The sequence below is a fragment of the Streptomyces sp. B1I3 genome, from assembly GCF_030816615.1.
Classification (GTDB): Bacteria; Actinomycetota; Actinomycetes; order Streptomycetales; family Streptomycetaceae; genus Streptomyces.
Map to the genome: position 1 here is coordinate 4,839,998 of NZ_JAUSYD010000001.1, position 20,307 is coordinate 4,860,304.

The 20,307-nt window shown below is 68.6% G+C and carries 21 protein-coding genes, 4 pseudogenes and 1 riboswitch; of the genes and pseudogenes, 20 read left to right on the top strand and 5 right to left on the bottom strand.

The features are described 5' to 3' along the window. The first annotated feature begins 23 nt into the window (after positions 1–23). From QFZ58_RS22200 to QFZ58_RS22210, 3 genes are all read left to right on the top strand, one after another. The gene (locus QFZ58_RS22200) at positions 24–365 is read left to right on the top strand and encodes a hypothetical protein (protein WP_307126657.1); all 342 of its coding nucleotides are present in this window, start codon (positions 24–26) and stop codon (positions 363–365) included. Further along, the gene (locus QFZ58_RS22205; protein ID WP_307126658.1) at positions 358–645 is read left to right on the top strand and encodes a hypothetical protein; all 288 of its coding nucleotides are present in this window, start codon (positions 358–360) and stop codon (positions 643–645) included. Before QFZ58_RS22200 ends, QFZ58_RS22205 begins: the two co-directional genes overlap by 8 nt. Positions 646–1,159: 514 nt before the next feature. After that, on the top strand, positions 1,160–1,615 hold the full coding sequence (locus QFZ58_RS22210; RefSeq protein WP_307126659.1) for an SUKH-3 domain-containing protein: 456 nt from the start codon (positions 1,160–1,162) through the stop codon (positions 1,613–1,615). 125 nt (positions 1,616–1,740) lie between these two features. Here the strand turns inward: QFZ58_RS22210 and QFZ58_RS22215 are convergent. Beyond that, positions 1,741–1,923, bottom strand: a pseudogene (locus QFZ58_RS22215) (site-specific integrase); the annotation flags it as partial. Positions 1,924–1,928: 5 nt separating this feature from the next. On the opposite strand from QFZ58_RS22215, the gene QFZ58_RS22220 reads away from it, so the two are divergent. Continuing rightward, positions 1,929–2,204 carry a hypothetical protein gene (locus tag QFZ58_RS22220; RefSeq protein ID WP_307126660.1) on the top strand — a complete coding sequence of 92 codons (276 nt, stop codon included), beginning with the start codon at positions 1,929–1,931 and terminating at the stop codon, positions 2,202–2,204. After that, entirely contained in the window at positions 2,204–2,431 is a 228-nt protein-coding gene (locus QFZ58_RS22225) for a hypothetical protein (RefSeq protein WP_307126661.1), read from the top strand. The genes QFZ58_RS22220 and QFZ58_RS22225 overlap by 1 nt, the downstream gene beginning before the upstream one ends. A 490-nt stretch (positions 2,432–2,921) precedes the next feature. On the opposite strand, the pseudogene QFZ58_RS22230 reads toward QFZ58_RS22225, so the two are convergent. Then, positions 2,922–3,050, bottom strand: a pseudogene (locus tag QFZ58_RS22230) (tyrosine-type recombinase/integrase); the annotation flags it as partial. 78 nt (positions 3,051–3,128) lie between these two features. After that, positions 3,129–3,509: pseudogene (locus QFZ58_RS22235) on the bottom strand (tyrosine-type recombinase/integrase); the annotation flags it as partial. Between QFZ58_RS22235 and QFZ58_RS22240 the strand changes: the two are divergent. Continuing rightward, on the top strand, positions 3,504–3,929 hold the full coding sequence (locus tag QFZ58_RS22240; RefSeq protein ID WP_307126662.1) for an SUKH-3 domain-containing protein: 426 nt from the start codon (positions 3,504–3,506) through the stop codon (positions 3,927–3,929). The pseudogene QFZ58_RS22235 and the gene QFZ58_RS22240 sit on opposite strands and share 6 nt — an antisense overlap. Before the next feature lie 70 nt (positions 3,930–3,999). After that, complete coding sequence (locus QFZ58_RS22245; protein ID WP_307126663.1) at positions 4,000–4,575, top strand: suppressor of fused domain protein; 576 nt, start codon at positions 4,000–4,002, stop codon at positions 4,573–4,575. 60 nt (positions 4,576–4,635) lie between these two features. On the opposite strand, the gene QFZ58_RS22250 is transcribed toward QFZ58_RS22245, so the two are convergent. Continuing rightward, positions 4,636–5,244, bottom strand: a complete 609-nt coding sequence (locus QFZ58_RS22250) for a HEAT repeat domain-containing protein (protein WP_307126664.1) — start codon at positions 5,242–5,244, stop codon at positions 4,636–4,638. Positions 5,245–5,564: 320 nt separating this feature from the next. On the opposite strand from QFZ58_RS22250, the gene QFZ58_RS22260 reads away from it, so the two are divergent. Beyond that, complete coding sequence (locus QFZ58_RS22260; protein ID WP_307126665.1) at positions 5,565–6,404, top strand: DUF1963 domain-containing protein; 840 nt, start codon at positions 5,565–5,567, stop codon at positions 6,402–6,404. A 123-nt stretch (positions 6,405–6,527) separates the two neighbouring features. Here the strand turns inward: QFZ58_RS22260 and QFZ58_RS22265 are convergent. Next, positions 6,528–6,644, bottom strand: a pseudogene (locus tag QFZ58_RS22265) (IS5/IS1182 family transposase); the annotation flags it as partial. Between the two features lie 334 nt (positions 6,645–6,978). Between QFZ58_RS22265 and QFZ58_RS22270 the strand changes: the two are divergent. From QFZ58_RS22270 to QFZ58_RS22325, 12 genes are all read left to right on the top strand, one after another. Beyond that, the gene (locus QFZ58_RS22270; RefSeq protein ID WP_307126666.1) at positions 6,979–7,635 is read left to right on the top strand and encodes a SurA N-terminal domain-containing protein; all 657 of its coding nucleotides are present in this window, start codon (positions 6,979–6,981) and stop codon (positions 7,633–7,635) included. Between the two features lie 175 nt (positions 7,636–7,810). After that, entirely contained in the window at positions 7,811–8,263 is a 453-nt protein-coding gene (locus tag QFZ58_RS22275; protein ID WP_307126667.1) for a hypothetical protein, read from the top strand. A 96-nt stretch (positions 8,264–8,359) separates the two neighbouring features. Next, positions 8,360–9,346 (top strand): nucleoside triphosphate pyrophosphohydrolase, encoded by a 987-nt coding sequence (locus QFZ58_RS22280; protein WP_307126668.1) that lies wholly within the window; start codon positions 8,360–8,362, stop codon positions 9,344–9,346. Continuing rightward, complete coding sequence (locus tag QFZ58_RS22285) at positions 9,343–10,734, top strand: cytochrome P450 (protein ID WP_307126669.1); 1,392 nt, start codon at positions 9,343–9,345, stop codon at positions 10,732–10,734. The genes QFZ58_RS22280 and QFZ58_RS22285 overlap by 4 nt, the downstream gene beginning before the upstream one ends. A gap of 105 nt (positions 10,735–10,839) precedes the next feature. Then, positions 10,840–11,880, top strand: coding sequence for a transglycosylase family protein (locus QFZ58_RS22290; RefSeq protein ID WP_307126670.1), 1,041 nt, complete (start codon positions 10,840–10,842; stop codon positions 11,878–11,880). Between the two features lie 290 nt (positions 11,881–12,170). Next, positions 12,171–12,339, top strand: a riboswitch (cyclic di-AMP (ydaO/yuaA leader). Beyond that, positions 12,340–13,038: a transglycosylase family protein gene (locus QFZ58_RS22295; RefSeq protein ID WP_307126671.1), complete on the top strand. Its 699-nt coding sequence runs from the start codon at positions 12,340–12,342 to the stop codon at positions 13,036–13,038. A gap of 399 nt (positions 13,039–13,437) precedes the next feature. After that, on the top strand, positions 13,438–14,724 hold the full coding sequence (eno, locus tag QFZ58_RS22300; RefSeq protein ID WP_250290848.1) for a phosphopyruvate hydratase: 1,287 nt from the start codon (positions 13,438–13,440) through the stop codon (positions 14,722–14,724). Between the two features lie 101 nt (positions 14,725–14,825). Beyond that, a complete protein-coding gene (locus QFZ58_RS22305) occupies positions 14,826–15,296 on the top strand; it encodes a septum formation initiator family protein (protein ID WP_307126672.1) in 471 nt (156 codons plus the stop codon). An 82-nt stretch (positions 15,297–15,378) separates the two neighbouring features. After that, positions 15,379–15,966, top strand: coding sequence for a DUF501 domain-containing protein (locus tag QFZ58_RS22310; RefSeq protein ID WP_307128953.1), 588 nt, complete (start codon positions 15,379–15,381; stop codon positions 15,964–15,966). Beyond that, a complete protein-coding gene (locus QFZ58_RS22315) occupies positions 15,963–16,904 on the top strand; it encodes a Ppx/GppA phosphatase family protein (RefSeq protein ID WP_307126673.1) in 942 nt (313 codons plus the stop codon). Before QFZ58_RS22310 ends, QFZ58_RS22315 begins: the two co-directional genes overlap by 4 nt. 448 nt (positions 16,905–17,352) lie before the next feature. Further along, a complete protein-coding gene (locus QFZ58_RS22320; protein WP_307126674.1) occupies positions 17,353–18,738 on the top strand; it encodes an NAD(P)/FAD-dependent oxidoreductase in 1,386 nt (461 codons plus the stop codon). A gap of 253 nt (positions 18,739–18,991) precedes the next feature. Then, on the top strand, positions 18,992–20,296 hold the full coding sequence (locus QFZ58_RS22325; RefSeq protein ID WP_307126675.1) for a cyclopropane-fatty-acyl-phospholipid synthase family protein: 1,305 nt from the start codon (positions 18,992–18,994) through the stop codon (positions 20,294–20,296). Positions 20,297–20,307: the final 11 nt, after the last annotated feature.

Below are 20,307 nucleotides of genomic sequence, written 5' to 3' on the forward strand. Positions count from 1 at the left end.
CGAGCCGACGAAAGGGAGACAGGATGGCCGAGCAGGCGACACAGTGGCCAGAGCGTGCCACAGCAGAGGGATCACGCCTGCTGCCGTGGACCACCCAGGACGGGCGCCCCTGCTACTTGAGCACCGACGGCCGGGGCTACCTTGCCAACCTCGCCGACAATATCGAAGCCGTACAACTCGGCATGGGCGAGGAGCTGCTGGAGTACGCCCGAGAGGCCATGGCCCCCGGAACGCAGACCCGGTCGGCGACTGAATACCGATGGCTGGCCCGCCGGTTGACCGAAGCCCTGTCCGACGCGCTCAGGGTCGCCGACTCACGCGGGCAGCGCATCCCAGACCCGGGAGAGGCGACCGAGGATGCCTGACTCCACGAACACCGACGCACCGGCCCGTAACGCCACGCGAAGTCGCTACCGATTCCGCGAGTACCACGTGACCACCGTCCCCGACCCCATGGCACTGCCAGCCCTCGAAGCGGTGTGCGTAACTGGCGAAGAACGCAACTGCGGTGCCGCATCCGGCGCACTAAACGACCGGGACGAGCTGACCCGCTGGATCGCCGGGCACTGCGCCCAGACCGGCCACGAACTGTACGAGCAGACCACCCGTGCCCTTCTCCGTGCCGAGCCCGGCGCATGGCAGTAAAGTCCCCCTGCGCCAGCACTCCGGGCCCGCACCATCTGACGGCAGTAGCGACGGCAACACCCACGGATTTCCCCGCACAACCACGAACACCAGCGGAACCCGAAACCGCCGCTGATCTGCGAATACGCAGATAGAGAGGGGTCGTGTAGCACGCGTACTATGTGCTGGCGGGGGCCACACCGGTGCTCGTTCACAATTGCGGTGGTGCGCTAGAGGGCGCTCAGGGAGTCGCTGATGCGTGTCAGCTTCCATTCGCCCCTCCGCAGCAAGGCCGGCGGTTGCGGAAGCGATTCAGTTGTCGAGTGGGCGGGTGTCGGTCATGGGCAATGCGGGATGGCCGTATGCCTCTCGCAGGCGCTCTTTAGCGGAGAGAGCCCAATGGGAGCCGATGCGGCAGCAGTTTTGATCAGAGGCGACGTTGGTCACCCCAAGCACGGATTCCCAGTGGGCCCGTGCAATAGCTGCAAGGCTCTTTCTGAGCACTTCAACCTCAACTTCCTGACAGGTGACTAGGGTGAGTGAGCTATCCGAAGAGTCGGAGCGGGTACTCCTGCTCGCAGGTTGGACACCTGGCCGGTGCGTTGATACATCGGCCTGGCGTGCCCGCCTGGAGGATTCTGGATTCGTCATGCACGAGACAGCCGAGAGCTTCCTCTCTGAATTTGGTGGCCTGTCTTTCGAGTACGGCGGTGATGGGATTTCGCGGGCGCGAGAAGCCTTCGAACTTGATCCACTGCTCGGACTCGGCGAGGATGACAGATTCGCTGAGTGGGGTGAATTGATCGGGGTGACACTGTTCCCGATTGGCGCACTCGATCAGGGCAGGTACTTTCTCGGCCTCGATGAAGCGGGGACGATCTACCTTGTAGCCGATTGGCTGGCGCAGTTCGGTGTCGGCCTCAACGGGGTGGAAAGTCTCATCCTGGGCGTTGCGCCAGAAGTGCTCTACAATTGCTATCCGAAATCTTGATCACCAGATTTCGACTCAAGGCCAGCGCGGCTTATCGAGTTTGACGGAATGGTTGCAAGCAGAAGCCCGCCGGAGTGGTTTCCGGCGGGCTTCTGGGAGGTTTGACGCCAACGGTGACGGCAACGTCAGCGGACGGCTGCTGTGGCGGGTGGGTCGTCAGGGTGGTCGTTGGGCCGACCGACGGCGTCGTTGAGGGTGTCGATGGCTTGACGTTGGAGGCGGAGTCTTACGTGGGCGTAGACGCCAGCGGGCACGCCGATGTGGGCGTGGCCGAGGAGTTCCTTGATCACGATGAGGTCGACGCCTTGACATCGTGACGCACAAGCGAAAGTCGAGTCTCATCAGCACGCACACGATCACCATGGAGGATGCCATGGCTACCGGGCGCAAATTCCTCGGTGAGGGAATGCGCGATGTGACCAAGGGGCGAGAAATCTATCGAAGCGCTGACAACCGTCGCGGATTCCGTACCGACCCCGATTCTCTTGCGGGAGGCCACTGGCCTGATGTGCCGCACGTCCATTTCGAGATCTTTGGCGAGGCAGGAAAACCATTGGCCAATAACCATGTCCCCCTTGCCGAGCCGTGATGACCAAGATTGAAATGGAGCGGCACGGGCGAATTCTTTCGGGGTTCTACGAAGGGTACTTCGTGAAACTCCATGACGACTCCGAGATCACCGGCGGGCACTACATCTACCTGGTCGACGACCTGTCCGCACCAACGGACGGGGGTGACTACTGGGTGGCGGACCGGGCGGAGCTCGAGTCTTTCGTGGAGTCTTCCCAGTGGGAGATCGAATGGCTGCCTGAGTAGGAGAGGAATCGCAGGGCCCGTCGGCATCAGTGCCGACGGGCCCTCTTCGGATTTAGGCGCATATGAGTTCACTCGGAACGCCTGGACGCAGGCGGCCGACCTCAGGGCCGGCCAGAAGCTCCAGAACGGTAGTGGTGGGCCCACGGTCATCTTCGACACCAAGGCCTACACGGCGCAGCGCGTCACGTTCGACCTCAGTATCGAAGGCCTCATACGTACTATGTGCTGGCGGGGGCTACGCCGGTCCTCGTTCACAACTGTGGCGGAAGCAAATGGACGCCCGACGAGAACTACTCGCCGGAAACTGTTGCTGGTAGAAGTGCGGCGAATAAGGCGTACTACGAGACCCCGCAAGATATGCATGATCTCGTCAGTTCCGTCACCTCGAATCCGAATTACCCGCAGCGAATGACGGGCCCTGCCGGCAATAGGCGCCCTGACGTGTATGGAGCACAGAGGCCGCTGTCACTCCAGGCTGGCCTGCCGTCTCGCTGGTGAGGCCGCCGGTGCGGGTGCGCTGGAGCGAGCGGCGGATGCTGACGGGCCCGCCGTTGAGGTCGATGTCTTCCCAGTGCAGGCCGAGGAGTTCCCCCTTCCGGAGGCCGGTGCGCAAGGCGAGATAGTCCAGAGGCCCCGCCGCAATGTGCTTCCGGAGGGGCCTCTGGGGTGTCTGACGGCAGTAGTTGACGGCAACTCGGCGGACGGGTGCCGCACAGGGCGGTGGTTCGTCGCCGTCGTCGGACCGGGTGACAGGTTCTGTGGGTTTGCGGAGGGCGTTGCCGAGGAGGCCGATGGCGTCTCGCTGGAGGCGGAGTCGGATGTGGGCGTAGACGGTGGCGGTGACGCCGATATGGGCGTGGCCGAGGAGTTCTTTGATCACCACGAGGCCGACGCCTTGTTCCAGGAGAAGGGTCGCGGTCGGGTGCCTGAGATCATGGAAGCGGATCATCGGGAGTTCCGCGCAGTGGAGGAGGCACCGCAAGTGGCGGGTCAGGTTGGTGGTGTCGAGCGGCCTGCCCTTCTGGGTGGTGGAGACGAGCCCACTGTCCGTCCAGCCCGTTCCGACCGGCAGGTGCTCCGCCAGGCGTTGGCGGCGGCAGGGAACGCCGAGGTCCGTGAGGTCGACGTCGAGGCGGCTTGTGTGGCCTACACGCAAGCCGGCTACGAGGTCACCCGTAAACTCCGGGAGTTCTTGGAGAGCTACGGCGAGATCGTCATGGGTCGGACAGCACCGGGAACGGGCGAGGAGCTTGTCCTGACGATCTCCGTCGAGGAAGCGATGGGCGTCTTTCCGCCGAACGTCCGCAGTTACTCCCGTCGGCTCGGTATGCCGGTGGTGCCGATCGGCACCGCCCTGGTCACGGAAGAGAACGTACTGCTCGCCGAGAACGGCGACATAATCTTCGCCGGGGATGCCGGGATGCAGCGTGTCGGAAACGGGTTCGCCGCGGCGGTGCAGGCGTTCATGTCCGGCACCTGGGACAAGACGTTCTTCTGAGCCGGGCGGTATCCGCGAGGTACACGCGCATGGGGGCGAGGACTCGCATGGAGACGACGGACGAGGAAACGTGGCTGCTCTGCTCGACCATCTGGAAGCACGACTGGGTCGACTCGTCGGAGCGTGGTCGGTCAGGGACGGCGCCCCCGAAGGCGCGTCGGAGGTGGGGTACTTCACCGGCGGCGCCTTCGAGGGCGTGCAGTCCTACGCGACCACCACTCTCTACCGGACGCACCTGGTCTCTCCCACCACCGGGGAGCCTCAGCACTTGGTGCTGCTCGGTTGCGGCCGCCCCCTGGCCGGGGACGAGCACGGTCCGTTTCCGGGCGTGCTGGAGTGGGTGGCGGAGCGCCTGGCGACGACCGGGCAGGCGATCCTCCGCGGGGAGGTCGTGCCGCTGCCGATGCCGTTGGGCCCGGGTGGTTCCATGACCGCGCTGTACGCGGCCCTGCCGGTCTACTTCGACGACAGCTTCTTCTCCGTCACGCTGGAGAACGGGACGCACGTGTCCGTGATCTGGCTGGTGCCGCTCCATGGCGCCGAGGCGGAGTACGTGGCGAAGAACGGCTGGCCGGCTTTCGAGGAGGAACTGACGAAGCAGGATCCTGATCTGTTCGATCTAGGACGCCCGCAGATGAGTCTTTGAACCGTTGTCCTGTCCGGTCTTCGCGGTGTGGCGGAGACCGGACAGGGCAGAGGCGCTCCCTCAGCCCTGATACCGGCGCTCCAGGGACGTGGCCGCAGCGTCGGCCACGTCCTTCCGGGGACCGGCCGCACAGGACTCCAGGAACGTGCGGACTCGGTCACCGGGCCACTCCGCGGCAGCGACCGCGGCCCAGAAACGCAGTCCGTCATAGGGGTTCAGCGGATCGAGGACGTCCAGGACGCGGTCAACGGTTTCGGCGTCCAGGGCCGCTCGCGATTCGGCGACGGCGCGAAGGGCGCCGTCGAGAAGCGATGGATCTCCATGATCCAGGCACCATCGCAGTGGGGCTCCGAAGCCTTCGTGAGGGCTTCGCAGCCGCATGATCGAGTTCCCCAGGGCAATGTGCAGTGCGGTGTCATCGGTGGGTCGCTGAGCCAGTTCGGTCAGGAACCCGACGGCGGACCGGTAACCACACGCTCCAAGAGCCATGACCATCTCGTACTGGGTCTCCCAGGTGCGGCGGTCGCCGATTTCGCGCCGGAGCGCATGGAGCAGTGCTGGCCCCGCCGCTTCTTCGGCCAGTTGATGTAGGCGCCTCGCGGCCGAACGGCGTTTTGCCGATGCCTTGTCGCTCAGTTGAATGACGGCTTCTTCCAGGGTCAGTGTCATCGTCCACCTTCCTGAGGTCCCTCATCGGTGTGCCGAACGCTAGGTGATCTGTGAAGTAAGTGGTCGCGCAGATGGGCGGCTGGTGGAGGCGTGTATCCCAGTGGTGAGTGGTCCAGACTCGGCGGATGAGACTGCGCACAGTGATGATGGTGCCGGTGAGCCGGAGAAGGCTTAGATGACACTGGTCCGGCGTTCGTAGCAGCGGGCGAGCCGGTGGAAGACGTTCTGCCAGGCATGGGGGTGCTCGGCGTGCCACCGCTGGGTGCGGTCCGAGGGAAACGGCTGTCCCGCCTGTCACAGGTGGGTGTTTGAATGCCGGGATGGCCCCTGAGACCACGCTCTCCGCCCTGCGCGAGTTCTGCGCCGAACGTCTCGGCGCAGAACTCGCCGCCCGCTTCGTCGCCCTCGCCCGGCCCGGTTTCGCGCTCACCGCAGCCGGGCCGGGCGAGGCTGCCGGGCACAGCCGATTCGGCGGCCGGGCGCTACTCGAACCAGGTACGCCCTGGCCGGCCTTCGAGGGCTTTCCGCTGAGCCTGCTCGCCATCCTCGACACCGATGCCTTGGCCCCCTGGCTCGGTGACCTCCTCCCAGCCGGGACAGGCCTGCTCAACTTTTTCTACCTCGACAGCGACTCCGAGCAGTGCGACCCCGCCGCCTTCAAGCTGGCGGCCAAGTTCTTCGGAAACGAACCACAGGTGGGAAGGGTGATCGCGGCACGCTCCGCGCACGCCGTCGAGACAACTCCGCCCGCTCGGTCGAGCGCCTTCGCGCCGGTCTCGTGGGTGGCATCACCCGGGTTCGCCTTCCCCGATCCCTGGGACCGGGCCTATGACACCCTCGAACTGGGACCCGAGGCCGACGACATGGCCAGGCTCATGCCCGGCATGTACATAGAGGACCTACTCACCGAGTGGTCGCAACGACCTGGCGCGCTCGGCTCCGAGGACATCGCCTTCGGCTGGCCGGAATTCCCGACGGGATCCTCGCCGTGGATGCCGGACGGCGAAGACCCGAACCTTCACCACCACCTGCTCCAACTGTCCTCACGGAACGAGTGGCACCTCGGCGGCGACGGCGGCTGGATGCACTGGTCGACCCCCACCGAGGCGCTGCGGGCTGGCGACTTCAGCCGGGCGATCCCGACCCCGGACATCTGGTGACCACCGGGTGGCTCAGCCGCCCGCTTGTCCGCGCCGACTCCTGTACTCGGGGAGACCTGTGCCTGGGCTGCCATCGTGGCTGACTGAGAGGCCGCGCAAGTAGGCGTGTGCGCGTGGTCGGCGTCAGGGGCGTGCGTCCCACCGGTGGGTGGTCCAGGCTCGGCGGATCAGACTGCGCACAATGATGATGGTGTCGGCGAGGTCGAAGAAGGCGTCGACAACGGTGGCCCGGCGCTCGAATACCGCGCGCTCCTCCGCTCGCGGTCGGCGACCACATGGCGGCCCGGGCCCGGTCGCAGCCCCTGTGTACGACACCGAGCGTGCCTACGGGCCCCACCACCCACTTCCGGTCGGACCCCGCGGCCGGCCGGCCCGCCATCAGGACGTTCGTGGGTCGCCGCGAGGGGAACGAGCGGCGGAAAGAGGCGACCAGGACGGGGATGTGTCCGCGACCCCACACCGACGGGTCCGGAAATCGTTGGTCGAAGCAGTGGCCCGAATCACGTCCACTGCCTAACATCGATCACCGCAAGGCTTTGTGCACTGATGCACAAACTCTCCCCGGGAGGCTCCTTTGCACCGCCGACGTCGCACCGCGCTCGCCCTGTCCGCCGCAACGCTCGTCGCGGCGCCCCTTCTCTCCGCCTGCGGTAGCGAGGGCCACCCCGGTGCCGCGGCCATGGTCGGTGGCGACCGTATCGATGTGTCCACCGTCCAGGCGCAGACGGCGGACGTACGTGACGCTCAGCAGACCTCGGCCCAGTCCGCCCAGCTGGTGAAGTCGTCCGGGCAGCTCAGCCGGGTCAAACTCTCCGGCCTCATCTTCGGCCGGGTACTGGACCGTGCCGCGAAGGACGCCGGAGTGAGCGTCAGCCGCAAGGAGATCCAGCAGACCCGCACTGCGGCAGCCGCACAGACCGGCGGGGACGAGGGCCTGCGGAGCATGATGCTGGAGCAGCGCTGGGTCGCGCCCGGGCAGATCGACGACAGTCTCCGCCAGGAGGTGCAGCTCCCGAAGCTGGCGCAGGCGCTCGGGGCCGACCTGCAGAGCCCGGCCGGCGTGCAGAAGGTGGGGCAGGCACTCACCAAGGCGTCGAAGGCCCTGCACATCGACATCAATCCGCGCTACGGCACCTGGGACGACGAGAAGGTCCAGCTCAGCACGTACAAGGTTCCGTGGATCACTCAGGTCACCACCTTCCCGAACCCGCAGCCCGAGACGAGCGCCTGACGCGGAGACCGGTGGCCGGTGGCGGCTGTTCCGTATGGCAAGGTATCCCGGTCATACGTGCTGAGCCGTGCAAAGTCTCCAGAGCCGCACAGCCCTGTCGGGGTGGGCGTTTTCGGCGTAGTTCTCTGCGTTCGCTCGCCGCACCTTACTTTTCGATCCATCTCAGGGATGTGTTGTGAACGCGAGACGACGTCGGGCGCTGCTGGTTGCCGTTGCGGTGCTGCTGGAGCCCGGTGAGCAGGTCGAGGCGACCGCGCTGGTGAATCTGAGCGAGATTTCGCTCAAGAAGAACCTGGCGATGGGGGTTGCCGCGGCGATCCTGACCGGCGGCGCGATGACGATGGCCATGGCGCCGCAGCCGATGTACCTCGCGGTGACCGGAGAGCGCCTGTTCCTGTTCCAGGCGAACCAGGCGTTCGCGAAACCGGACCGGCTCGTGGGCGTCCTTCCGCTCGAGAACCTGACGCGGACCGAGGTCAAGCGGGGCCTCATGAAGTACTCGTTCGACCTCGTCGACGAGGCGCGGGAGAGCGGTGCTCTGCGACTGTTCTTCCCGCGGGTCGGCGGTGGCAAGGAACTGGACGCGGTGGCACAGCTGATACCCGTGGTGTCGGCCGTAGCGGCATAGAGCCGGTGCGGGCGCCCGGGGGCGGCGGGCCTCGGTACGGGCGTCGGGCGGACGGACCCGGGACGCCTCACGCGACGGCCGGGGTAGGTTCGGGGTGTGAACGCTGAAGCATCCGGCCGCATCGTCCTGCTCACCGCCAGCCACCGGGTCGCGCCGGGGCTGCTGTCCTGGCCCGCCTGGCAGACGTTGCACGCCGCCGACCGCGTGCTGTGTGCCGAGGCGGACCACCCGCAGCTCCCGTACCTGAGGGAGGCAGGGGTCGCCGTCGAGCACACGGCGCCCTCGGCCGAGGAGCTCGTGGACGCCTGCGCGGGCGGGCGGACCGTGGTGGTGCTGGTGGGCGGCGAGGGCAATCAGCCGCTCACCGACGGGCTGGCCCGGCTCGGTGGTTCCGGCCGGGTGCAGATGCCGGACCTGGAGCTCCTGCCCGGTTCCTACGACCTGCCGGGAGCGCGCCTCCTCGATCTGGTGCAGGTCATGGACCGGATCAGGCTCGAATGCCCGTGGTCCTCGCAGAAGACGCACAAGGGCCTCGCGAAGTACGCCATCGAGGAGGCGTACGAGCTGGTCGAGGCGATCGAGGACGGCGACCGGGACGAGCTGCGCGAGGAGCTCGGGGACGTACTGCTCCAAGTGGTCTTCCACGCCCGGATCGCCCAGGAGGACCCGGACGAGCCGTTCGCGATCGACGATGTGGCAGGCACGATCGTGGAGAAGCTGATCCACCGCCATCCGCACGTCTTCGGTGACGAGACCGCCGAGACCCCGGAGGACGTGCACGCCCACTGGCTGCGGACCAAGGCGATCGAGAAGCAGCGTGACTCGGTCACCGACGGGGTGCCGCTCGGCCAGCCCGGCCTGGCCCTCGCGGCGAAGCTGGCCGGCCGGGTGCGTACCGCCGGGCTGGACGTGGCGCTCCCCGAGGGCGACGGCATCGGCTACCGGCTCCTCGCCCTCGCGGTGCGGGCAGAACAGGACGGCAGCGACCCGGAGGCCGCGCTGCGGGCCGCCGCGCGTACCTACCGGGACGCGATCCGGGCGGCGGAGGGCCACGGGGCGGCTGCGGATACCGTCGAGGGGTGAACGACAGCCCCGCCGACAGTCCCGCCGACACCCCCGCCGGCCCTCCGGCCGACACCCCCACCGGCCCTCCGGCCGACACCCCCACCGGCCCTCCCACCGAGTGCCCCGCCCGCCACCCGGCGCCCGCCGACGCCCCCGAACTCTTCACCTGGGAGTTCGCGACCGACCCGTACCCCGCCTACGCCTGGCTCCGCGAGCACAGCCCCGTGCACCGCACCACCCTGCCCAGCGGGGTCGAGGCCTGGCTGGTCACCCGGTACGCGGACGCCAAGCAGGCCCTCGCCGACGCCCGGCTCTCCAAGAACCCGGCACACCACGCCGGGTCGGCGCAGGCCAAGGGGAAGACGGGCATCCCGGGGGAGCGCAAGGCGGAGCTGATGACACATCTGCTCAACATCGACCCGCCGGACCACACGCGGCTGCGCCGGCTCGTCTCCAAGGCGTTCACGCCGCGCCGGGTCGCCGAGTTCGCGCCCCGCGTGCAGGAGCTGACGGACAGGCTCATCGACTCCTTCATCGAGGAGGGCAAGGCGGACCTCATCCACGACTTCGCCTTCCCGCTCCCCATCTACGCGATCTGCGACCTGCTGGGAGTCCCCCCGGAGGACCAGGACGACTTCCGGGACTGGGCGGGCATGATGATCCGCCACGGCGGCGGCCCACGCGGCGGGGTGGCCAGGTCGGTCAAGAAGATGCGCGGGTACCTCGCCGAACTCATCCACCGTAAAAGGGAGAATCCCGGCGACGACCTGATCTCGGGGCTGATCCGGGCGAGCGACCACGGTGAGCACCTCACCGAGAACGAGGCCGCGGCCATGGCCTTCATCCTTCTCTTCGCCGGTTTCGAGACGACCGTCAACCTGATCGGGAACGGCACGTACGCCCTGCTGCGCAACCCGGAACAGCGCGGACGGTTGCAGCGCTCGCTCGCCGAGGGGGAGGACGGCCTGCTGGCCACGGGCATCGAGGAACTGCTGCGATACGACGGTCCGGTGGAGCTCGCCACCTGGCGCTATGCCACCGAGCCCGTGACGCTGGGAGGCCAGGACATCGCGGTGGGGGACCCTGTCCTCGTGGTGCTGGCCGCCGCGGACCGGGACCCGGAGCGTTTCCAGGATGCGGACACCCTGGACCTCGCACGGAGTGACAATCAGCACCTCGGATACGGCCACGGCATCCACTACTGCCTGGGGGCGCCGCTGGCCCGTCTGGAGGGACGGACGGCGCTGGCCACGCTGCTGAGGCGCCTTCCTGACCTGCGACTGGCTGCGGAAGCCGACGAGGTGAGGTGGCGTGGCGGGCTCATCATGCGGGGACTGCGCACTCTCCCCGTTGAGTTCGATCCCGGACAAAGGGGCGCCGCAAGTGACACGCCGTCAACTCCGTGACCTTCACGTGATCTCCGCTGCATCGACTTGTGACACACGTTCGAGTGCGGCTAGGTTCACCGTTCGACTCACCCGTCACATGTCAGTCACACGGAAGGCAATCCCATGGGCTCCGCGAACGGCAGACACCGTCGCCCTCGTCAGGCACCCGCCATCGTCGTCGCCGCAGGCGTGACGGGATCGGCCATCGCCATCCCGCTGCTCGGCGCGGCCGGCGCGAACGCCGCCGAGGCGTCGACCTGGGACCGGGTCGCCGAGTGCGAGAGCGGTGGCATGTGGAGCGCCGACCTCGGCAACGGCTACTACGGCGGCCTGCAGTTCTCGCAGGACACCTGGTCGGCCTACGGCGGTTCGGCGTACGCCGCGCGGGCCGACCTCGCCAGCCGCTCGCAGCAGATCGCGGTCGCCGAGAAGGTCCTGGACGCCAAGGGGCCGCAGGCCTGGGCCAGCTGTGCGGTGATCTCCGGCCTGGCGATGGACGATTCGCTGCCGGGCGTCGACCCGGGCGGCGACCCGAGCGCCGAGCCGTCGGACTCTGCGAGCCCCTCGGACACGTCCTCGCCCGAAGCGTCGGCCGGGGCGGACGAGGCGGACGCGAAGGACGGCGCCGCCGCGGGCGGTAAGAGCGGCACGAGTGACAAGGGCGGGAAGGGCGACAAGGCCGCCGACGCCGGCACACCCACCGGAACCGGCACTCCGGAGTCCTCGTCACCCTCCACCACCCCCTCGCCCGAGGCCTCCGGAGCGGCGCGGGGCGAGGACGCGACGGGTGGCAAGCACCGCGGCATCCCGGCCCCCGAGGCGAGTGCGGAGGCGGACGCGGAGAGCGCCCGCGAGTCCGGCCGGCACGCCTCGCGCGGTGGCGCCGAGGCGCGCAAGGGCGCGGAGGCGGGCACGGACGGCACGTACACCGTCCGCGAGGGCGACAACCTGTGGGCGATCGCCGACACCCAGGAGCTGCCCGGCGGCTGGCCCGCGCTCTACGAGGCCAACAAGACCGAGCTGGGCTCCGACCCCGACCTGATCCTTCCGGGCCAGAGCCTCGACCTGGGTCTCCAGGGAGGGGCGGCCTCCGCCTCGACGGGCGCGGAGAACGGTGCGGAGACCGGTGCGGAGACCGGCGTGGAAGCGCCTGCCGGCAGCTGATCAAAAGTGTGAAAACACCCCGAAAGCGAGGGTAGTTCAGAGGCCTATGTCCACTTATGCGTAAGTGAGACATGGGTCTCTTTGCTTCAACTGGCGGGCTGCGCCCGTCCGGTCCGCCCGCATCCGCTCCGACCTGCGGAAACGGCCGACCTCCCCAGGGCGGTAAGGGCTGATTAGCCGTTATGTCCATCTTTGAATGTCGGGGTTGCCTGTGTTTACGGTCGTAACCGCTCGCACCGCGGGCACCTTCGACCGTCACGCCGAATCCTGCCGTCGGACGAAGGGGACCGACGCGTAAAGCGCCGTAGGCAGGAGCGGGGGACCCAGGTAAGTGCCGTGCCCGGCCGTCGAGAGACGGCGAGGACCGGCTAGGGGTGAAGTCGCCTGCGACAGCGGGCGACCGGGCGACTCACAGCCCGAACCCGACAGCTCACCTCGTAGGCGTCGGTGAGGAGAACCATGCTGCTTTCCAGCAAGGGCAAGCACCGCCGCCCGTCCAAGGCCGTCCGTGTCGCCACCCTGGCCGGTGTGGCCGGTGCCGCCGTCGCCGTCCCGCTGATGGGTGCGACGGGCGCCTCCGCCGCGTCCGTCTCCACGTGGGACGCCGTCGCGCAGTGCGAGTCCGGTGGCAACTGGTCCATCAACACCGGCAACGGTTACTACGGCGGACTGCAGTTCTCGGCGTCCAGCTGGGCCGCCGCCGGCGGTACGCAGTACGCCGCCCGTGCCGACCTGGCCACCAAGGGCCAGCAGATAGCCACCGCCGAGAAGCTTCTCGCCCTGCAGGGCCCGGGTGCCTGGGCCTGCGCCGGTGCCGGTGGCCTGACGAACGACGGTGTGGACCCGGGCGTCGACACCGGCTCCGCCAAGAACGGCGACACGGCCCCGCAGGCCGCGCCGGAGCGCAAGGCCGAGCAGCCCACCACGCGCAGCGAGACGCGCACGGCTCCCAAGGCGGAGAAGACCGTCACCACCCCGACCGGCGACAAGGTCAAGAAGGGTGACGGCGAATACAAGGTGAAGGCGGGCGACACCCTCAGCAAGATCGCCAAGGCGAAGGACGTCAAGGGCGGCTGGCACAAGCTGTTCACGCTCAACGACGACATCGTCGAGAACGCCGACCTGATCTTCCCGGGTCAGCAGCTCCACCTGAAGTAGTCCCGGGGTCTTCCTCCCTCCCAGGACGAAGGGTGTCCGGCGGCACCCGAAACGCTACCCGGCCCGGCGCGCCCACACCCCCCGTGTGCGCCGGGCCGGGGGTGTGTTCACGGAGCCTCAGGGGATCAGCCGACGGGGTACGGAGGCGGTGTGCGCGAGGGTGCGTGAGGGGGCGCAGGGGGTGTCGGCCGAGAGGCCGAGTTGCAGGTGAGTGTTCAACCTTTGTAGTTACTGACCAGTAGATTTCTGGAGCTTTGCCCGGAATGCAGGCTGTTGGGTCCTTTTTCGTCCCAGGGGACGGGCGGTCGGCCGACGGAGCGGGCCGGGCCGGTTAGGCTCGTATCGCAAGGCCACAGTGACCCTGCACAACCAGTGTCATATCCCAGAAGGAGATGCCTCGTGCCGTCCATCGACGTCGTCGTAGCCAGGGAAATCCTCGACTCCCGGGGCAACCCCACGGTCGAGGTCGAGGTTGGCCTCGACGACGGCAGCACGGGCCGTGCTGCCGTTCCGTCCGGCGCCTCCACCGGCGCGTTCGAGGCCATCGAGCTTCGCGACGGCGACCCCAACCGTTACCACGGCAAGGGCGTCGAGAAGGCCGTCCTCGCCGTGATCGAGCAGATCGGCCCGGAGCTCGTCGGTTACGACGCCACCGAGCAGCGCCTCATCGACCAGGCGATGTTCGACCTGGACGCCACCGAGAACAAGGGCTCGCTCGGCGCCAACGCCATCCTCGGCGTCTCGCTCGCCGTCGCGCACGCCGCGTCCGAGGCCTCGGACCTCCCGCTGTTCCGTTACCTCGGCGGCCCGAACGCGCACCTGCTGCCCGTCCCGATGATGAACATCCTGAACGGCGGTTCGCACGCCGACTCCAACGTGGACATCCAGGAGTTCATGATCGCGCCGATCGGCGCCGAATCCTTCTCCGAGGCCCTGCGCTGGGGCGCGGAGATCTACCACACGCTGAAGAAGGTCCTGAAGACCAAGGGCCTGTCCACCGGTCTCGGTGACGAGGGCGGCTTCGCGCCGAACCTCGAGTCCAACCGCGCCGCCCTCGACCTCATCCTCGAGGCCGTCAAGGAGGCCGGTTACGTCCCCGGCCGCGACATCGCGCTCGCGCTGGACGTCGCCGCGTCCGAGTTCTACAAGGACGGCGTCTACGAGTTCGAGGGCAAGTCCCGCTCGGCCGCCGAGATGACCGAGTACTACGAGGAGCTCGTCTCCGCGTACCCGCTGGTCTCCATCGAGGACCCGCTGTACGAGGACGACTGGGCCGGCTGGAAGGTCATCACCGACAAGCTGGGCTCCAAGGTGCAGATCGTCGGCGACGACCTCTTCGTCACCAACCCCGAGCGCCTCGCCCGTGGCATCGAGGAGGGCTCGGCCAACGCCCTGCTCGTGAAGGTCAACCAGATCGGTTCGCTGACCGAGACCCTGGACGCCGTCGAGCTCGCGCAGCGCAACGGCTTCAAGTGCATGATGTCCCACCGCTCCGGTGAGACCGAGGACGTCACCATCGCCGACCTCGCCGTCGCGGTGAACTGCGGCCAGATCAAGACCGGCGCACCGGCCCGCTCGGACCGTGTCGCCAAGTACAACCAGCTGCTGCGCATCGAGGAGATCCTCGACGACGCCGCGGTGTACGCGGGCCGTTCGGCGTTCCCGCGGTTCCGTTTCGAGGGCTGACAGCCCTTCGGCAGGACCTCGGCGCACCAGCCTCCGTCCGTCCCCGCACTCGGTCCCGTACCGTGTGCGGGGACGGACGTGCGTAACGGGGAGCGTGAGAGATGGCCGGGAAGGACCGCGACCGGTTCTCCACCACGACCAGGCTGAGGCTGCTCGGTGAGCAGACGGCGGCCCGCGTCTACCGCTCCCAGAACCGGCGTCAGGCCCGCCGCTCCCGCCTCACCGGCCGGGCGGCGTTCCTGGCGCTGATCGTCTGTTCCCTGGTGGTCGCCCTCGCGTACCCGATGCGCCAGTACATCTCCCAGCGCGACGAGATCGCCGAGCAGGAGAGGCTGTCGCGGGAGGCGCACGAGCGGACCGAGGAGCTGCGGGACGAGAAGGCGCGGCTGAAGGACGACGCGTACATCCGCCGTCTCGCGCGTGAGCACCTCCACTACGTCATGCCCGGGGAGACCGGTTACACCGTGATCGACCCGGACGCGGCCGAGGTCCGCCGAGGCGAACCCGGTGCGACGGGCCGGCCCTGGCACTCCAACCTCTGGGACGGCGTCGACAGCGCGGACCGCGAATGACCCCGTGCGCGTACGCGGCCCTGAACACGTCCCCGTACGCACACCGATACACACAGACCGACCGATGACATTCAAGGCAGGCATGGACACGCCCCCTCCGCAGACCGAATCCACCACACCCACCGCTGCGGACATCGCCGCGTTCGAGCAGCAGCTCGGCCGGCCGCCCCGTGGGCTGCGCGCCATCGCGCACCGCTGCCCGTGCGGCAATCCGGACGTGGTCGAGACGCAGCCCCGTCTGGAGGACGGCACGCCGTTCCCGACGACGTATTACCTGACCTGTCCGCGTGCCGCGTCCGCGATCGGCACGCTGGAGGCCAACGGGGTCATGAAGGAGATGACCGAGCGGCTCACGACGGACCCGGAGCTGGCCGCCGCGTACCGCGCGGCGCACGAGGACTACATCGCGCGCCGGGACGCCATCGAGGTCCTGGAGGGCTTCCCGAGCGCGGGCGGCATGCCGGACCGGGTGAAGTGCCTGCACGTGCTGGTCGGTCATTCGCTGGCGGCGGGGCCCGGGGTGAACCCGCTGGGCGACGAGGCGATCGCGATGCTTCCGCAGTGGTGGGCGAAGGGCCCCTGTGTGTCGCCGTGCGCCGCTGCGGACGAGAGCGGGAGCACGGACGAGGGGCGGGCAGCCGGCGAGCCCGGCGAGGGGGCAGGGCGGTGACCCGCGTCGCCGCCGTCGACTGCGGTACCAACTCCATCCGCCTGCTGGTCGCGGATCTCGACCCGGCCACCGGCTCGTTCACCGAGCTCGACCGCCGGATGCGGATCGTCCGGCTCGGTCAGGGTGTCGACCGCACCGGGCGGCTGGACCCCGAGGCGCTGGAGCGCACCTTCGCCGCCTGCCGGGAGTACGCCTCGGCGATCAAGGAGCTCGGCGCGGAGGAGATCCGGTTCGTCGCCACCTCCGCCTCCCGTGACGCAGAGAACAGCGAGACGTTCGTCCGGGGCGTCCTGGACATCCTGGGCGTCGAGCCCGAGGTCATCAGCGGCGACCAGGAGGCGCAGCTCTCCTTCGACGGTGCCACCAGGGAACTCGCGGGCAGCGACCACCTGGAGAAGCCTTACCTCGTCGTGGACATCGGCGGCGGCTCCACCGAGTTCGTCGTCGGTGACGACGAGGTCCGTGCGGCCCGGTCCGTGGACATCGGCTGCGTGCGCATGACCGAACGTCACCTGGTGCGGGACGGCGCGGTCGTCGACCCGCCCACGCCCGAACGGGTCGAAGCGATCCGGGCGGACATCGACGCCGCGCTGGACCTGGCGGGGGAGACGGTGCCGCTCGCCGAGGCGGCCACCCTCGTCGGACTGGCGGGCACGGTCACCACCCTCGCCGCGATCGCCCTCGGCCTGCCGGAGTACGACTCCGAGGCGATCCACCACTCCAGGATCTCCGCATCCCAGGTGCGGGAGATCACCGCCAGGCTGGTGGCCTCGACGCACGAGGAGCGCGCGGCGATTCCCGCGATGCATCCCGGACGGGTCGATGTGATCGCCTCCGGAGCGCTGGTCCTGCTCGCTGTCATGGAGCGGACCGGAGCCCGGGAGGTCGTCGTCAGCGAACACGACATCCTTGACGGCATCGCCTGGTCGGCAGCCTGATCACCGCGGGGCACAGGGAGCGGTGAGGATGCGCTCATACGCATTCCCGCCTGCACCTTTGAGCTGTTCGAGGCCTCTCCGTGCCGGTCCGGAGAGGCCTTTCGCGAGGCGCCGCGACCAACTTCGTGAACTTCTTCACAAGGAAATCGGTCCCCTTGGGTGAAGTTCTGCCGCCGTGGGGCCGTGTGGGTCGCTCCCGGGGTCGCCCGCCGGGGTCGCGTGGACGTTACGGGGGTGTGGCGCGGGGGTGTCGTGGACCGGTGGTTCGCCGCGTTCGAGGGATCAAGGGCCAGCTCACAGGCGGTGAACAACGTCCGCGTGTACCGAGTGGTTCCCCGGCGGCGCCATGACCTGGGTCACGTGGGCGGCGAAGTGTAGCAGAGGGTGGCGCATACCTTGTGAAGGGGCTCACGAGCATGCCCCCCCAGGGGGGTGGATACTCGATGGCATGAGCACCACGGAGCGTCCCAGGATCCTCGTTGTAGGCGGTGGGTACGTAGGCCTGTACGCAGCTCGTCGCATTCTTAAGAAGATGCGGTACGGGGAGGCGACCGTCACGGTCGTCGACCCTCGCTCGTACATGACGTACCAGCCCTTCCTCCCCGAAGCTGCTGCCGGCAGCATCTCGCCTCGGCATGTCGTCGTCCCGCTGCGACGCGTGCTGCCCAAGGCCGAGGTGCTCACCGGTCGTGTCACGACCATCGATCAGGACCGCAAGGTCGCCACGGTCGCGCCGCTCGTCGGCGAGGCCTACGAGCTGCCCTTCGACTACCTGGTCATCGCGATGGGCGCGGTCTCCCGCACCTTCCCGATCCCCGGCCTCGCCGAGCAGGGCATCGGCATGAAGGGCATCGAGGAGTCCATCGGCCTGCGCAACCACGTCCTCGAGCAGCTGGACAAGGCTGACTCGACGACCGATGAGGAAGTCCGCCGCAAGGCGTTGACCTTCGTCTTCGTGGGCGGCGGTTTCGCCGGCGCGGAGACCATCGGTGAGGTCGAGGACATGGCGCGCGACGCGGCCAAGTACTACACCAGCGTGAAGCGCGAGGACATGCGCTTCATCCTGGTCGACGCCGCCGACAGGATCCTTCCCGAGGTCGGCCCGAAGCTGGGCGCGTACGGCAAGGAGCACCTGGAGAGCCGCGGCGTGGAGATCTACCTCTCCACCTCGATGGACTCCTGCGTCGACGGTCACGTGGTGCTGAAGAACGGCCTCGAGGTCGACTCCAGCACGATCGTGTGGACGGCCGGCGTGAAGCCGAACCCGGCGCTGGCCCGCTTCGGTCTGCCGCTCGGCCCCCGCGGCCACGTGGACACCTCCGAGAAGCTCCAGGTGCAGGGCACGGACTACATCTGGGCCGCGGGCGACAACGCCCAGGTGCCGGACATGGTCGGCCGCCGGGCCGGCAACCCCAACGCCTGGTGCCCGCCGAACGCCCAGCACGCGCTGCGCCAGGCCAAGGTCCTCGGTGACAACGTCATCTCCGGCATGCGGGGCTTCCCGCAGAAGGAGTACAGCCACGCCAACAAGGGTGCGGTCGCCGGTCTCGGCCTGCACAAGGGCGTCGCGATGATCGTCATGGGCAAGGTGAAGATCAAGCTCAAGGGCCGTCTCGCCTGGTACATGCACCGCGGCTACCACGGCATGGCGATGCCGACCTGGAACCGCAAGATCCGGATCTTCGCCGACTGGACCCTGGCGATGTTCCTGAAGCGCGAGGTCGTCTCGCTCGGCGCCATGGAGACTCCGCGCGAGGAGTTCTACGAGGCCGCCAAGCCCAGCCCCGCGCCGGTCGCCGCCAAGGCCGAGGGCGAGAAGGCCAAGGCCTCCTAGCACGCGCACGACACCGAAGGGACCGTCCGCCATCCGTGGTGCGGACGGTCCCTTCGGCGTTTCCGTTGGCCGGCCGAACTGTATGGCGTATGCAGGTATTTTGCCGTTCCGTTGCACCGGCACGGGAAGGCCGCCGTACCGGGCGGCGTTGAGTCAGGTGTACCTCACCGTCGCCCCGAGGTGTCGCGGCCCGGTTCGGGTGCGTATATGCGAATTTAGGCACGTTGGGAACACCACCACGGAGGTGTACGCCATGGCAGACGCCGCGTCGCGGCTGACCGCTCTCGCCGAAGAGTTGCTCGGAGAACCCCTGCCGGTTCGGATCCGGGCCTGGGACGGCAGCGAATCGGGGCCGCCGGGTGCCCCCGTTCTCGTCCTGCGCCACCGCCGCGCCCTGCGCCGGCTGCTCTGGAAGCCGGGCGAGCTCGGTCTGGCCCGTGCCTGGGTGGCCGGGGAGATCGACATCGACGGCGATCTCTACGCGGCCCTGGGACATCTGGCCGCCCTCCTGTGGGAGCGCGGTGCCGACGCGAAGGACTCCGTCCACCCCGTGCGGGACCCGAAGGTGCGCGCCTTCGCCCGTGGTCTCGTGCAGCTGGCCGGGCCCTGGCCGCCGCCGCCCCCGCCGGCCGAGGAGGTCCGCCGCCGTTCCGGTGCGCTGCACACCAAGCGCCGCGACAAGGAGGCGATCAGCCACCACTACGACGTGGGCAACGAGTTCTACGAACTGGTCCTCGGCCCCTCCATGGTCTACTCCTGCGCCTACTGGCAGGACGGTGGCACGCTCGAGGACGCCCAGCGCGACAAGCTCGACCTGGTCTGCCGCAAGCTCGCGCTGAAGGAGGACGACCGCCTCCTCGACGTCGGCTGCGGCTGGGGCTCCATGGCCATCCACGCGGCCCGCGAGTACGGCGCCCGGGTCACCGGTGTCACCCTCTCCACCGAACAGGCGGCCTTCGCCCGCAAGCGCATCGCCGAGGAGGGCCTCACCGACCGGATCGAGATCCGCGTCCAGGACTACCGGGACGTCAGGGACGGTCCGTACGACGCCATCTCCTCGATCGGCATGGCCGAGCACGTCGGCTCGGTCCGCTTCCGCGAGTACGCCGACGACCTCTACGCACTCCTGAAGCCCGGTGGCCGGCTGCTGAACCACCAGATCGCCCGCCGCCCCGAGAAGGACGAGTCGGCGTACCGCATCGACGAGTTCATCGACGCGTACGTCTTCCCGGACGGGGAGCTCGCTCCCGTGGGCCGCACGGTGGCCACCCTCGAGGAGGCAGGCTTCGAGGCGCGGGACGTCGAAGCCCTCCGTGAGCACTACGCACTGACCCTGCGTCAGTGGGTGGCCAACCTGGAGCAGCACTGGCAGGAGGCGGTCAGGGTCACCTCGCCCGGACGCGCGCGGGTCTGGCGGCTCTACATGGCCGCCTCGGCCCTCTCCTTCGAGCGCAACAAGATCGGCGTCAACCAGATCCTCGCGGTGCGTCCGCAGGAGGGCGGCCCGGCGGGTATGCCGCTGCGAGCCCGCGCCTGGACGGCGTCGGCGGCCGGCTGAGCCGGGAACGC